Origin of the sequence: Tunicatimonas sp. (assembly GCF_049647865.1) — a bacterium.
Lineage (GTDB): Bacteria > Bacteroidota > Bacteroidia > Cytophagales > Cyclobacteriaceae > Tunicatimonas.
In genome coordinates, this window is record NZ_JBARYM010000637.1 from 1 (window position 1) to 1,516 (window position 1,516).

At 41.2% G+C, this 1,516-nt stretch carries 4 protein-coding genes; all 4 read left to right on the top strand.

Translation table 11 applies throughout. The features are described 5' to 3' along the window. Positions 1 to 401: DJ-1/PfpI family protein (locus tag WBA23_RS18710; protein WP_424583804.1), on the top strand; the 401-nt coding region annotated here is incomplete at its 5' end. 51 nt (positions 402 to 452) lie between these two features. Next, positions 453 to 647: a hypothetical protein gene (locus tag WBA23_RS18715; protein WP_424583805.1), complete on the top strand. Its 195-nt coding sequence runs from the start codon at positions 453 to 455 to the stop codon at positions 645 to 647. Further along, complete coding sequence (locus WBA23_RS18720; protein WP_424583806.1) at positions 644 to 913, top strand: type II toxin-antitoxin system RelE family toxin; 270 nt, start codon at positions 644 to 646, stop codon at positions 911 to 913. The genes WBA23_RS18715 and WBA23_RS18720 overlap by 4 nt, the downstream gene beginning before the upstream one ends. A 41-nt stretch (positions 914 to 954) precedes the next feature. Next, positions 955 to 1,516: TIM barrel protein (locus tag WBA23_RS18725; protein WP_424583807.1), on the top strand; the 562-nt coding region annotated here is incomplete at its 3' end.

The following is a 1,516-nucleotide window of genomic DNA, read 5'->3' on the forward strand; positions in this document are numbered from 1 at the left end:
AAGTGAAGCCCCATAAAGTCCAAAACTCATTAGCTGACTACGATGTCATTATTGTTCCGGGCGGATTTGGCACTCGTGCGTTACGATACGACCAGGATTTTCTCAATTGGATTAAAACTTCTGATAAAGTTCCACTCAAAGCATCTATTTGTACTGGCAGTCTACTTCTAGGTGCGGCGGGCTTTCTAAAGGGAAAAACGGCTACCACCAATTTCAATGAATACAAAACGCTAAAGCCCTACTGCCAGCGAGTAGCCATCGACCGAATTGTTGAAGACAATGGAATTATCACAGCAGGTGCAGTCTCGGCTTCAATAGATTTGGGGCTTTACTTATGTGAAAAATGGGCGGGCAAAGAAGCCGTAACCGAAATTAGAACCCGTATGAACTATCAAGGTTAAATGTAGTACCTTAGGGGTAGAATCGTTATATAATTTGAATAGCACATAAGTATGGATACGCTTTTAGTAAAACCAAGTAACAAAGCTGAATTGACACTACTTCGTCAGTTGCTTAAAAAAATGAATATTGCTGCTGAAATTCTTTCGGAAGAAGATTTAGAAGATCAATTGTTGTTGAAGGCTATGGACGAGAAAAGATCAGGTAGCTTTGTAAGCGAAGAAGAAGTGATGAAGGAGCTATCGTGAAAGTACGGTACGAAGAGAGTTTTTTAAAGGATCTTCGCAAGCTAAAAGATGAACGGGTTAAACAGAAGGTGCGAAGTATCATTACAAACATTAAGAGTGCCTCGGATTTAGAAAGCTTGTCCGGCGTCAAAAAACTCAAATCGGATAGAAATGCTTATCGCATTCGTATTGGTGACTACCGGCTAGGTTTTTACCTCGAAAATGATACAGTTGATTTTGCTAGGTTCACGAACCGGAAAAATATTTACAAGAAGTTTCCAAAGTAACTGTCAATATTAATTATTACCTACACTAAGAAGTATACGATATGAAAACTAACCGTCGATCGGCAATCAAACATATGGCAGGTAGTGCCGCCTTATTTTCTACCTCATCAATTACTCAATCAATGTCGCATTCTTCCGATACTTCCTTGAAAGGCAACATCAATCACTCGGTTTGTAAATGGTGCTACGGTAGCATACCATTGGAAGAATTTTGTGTTTCGGCTAAGAAAATGGGCATTAAATCCGTTGAGTTGCTAGGTCCCAAAGAATGGCCTACACTAAAAAAGCACGGATTAACCTGTGCGCTGGCTGCTTATTGGGAAAATGGTTTTGGTATTGAAAAATGCTGGAACCGCACCGAACACCACGCTGACCTGATAGCACTTTACGAAAAGAGTATTCCAATGGTCGCCGAAGCGGGCCTCAAACAAGTAATAACCTTCTCGGGTAACCGCGACGGTATGGATGACGAAACCGGCATGAAGAATTGCGCTGAAGGCATCAAGAAGATTATGTCGTTAGCGGAAAAAAACAATGTGTTGGTGGTGATGGAGCTACTGAACAGCAAAGTCAATCATCCCGATTATATGTGCGATCATACCG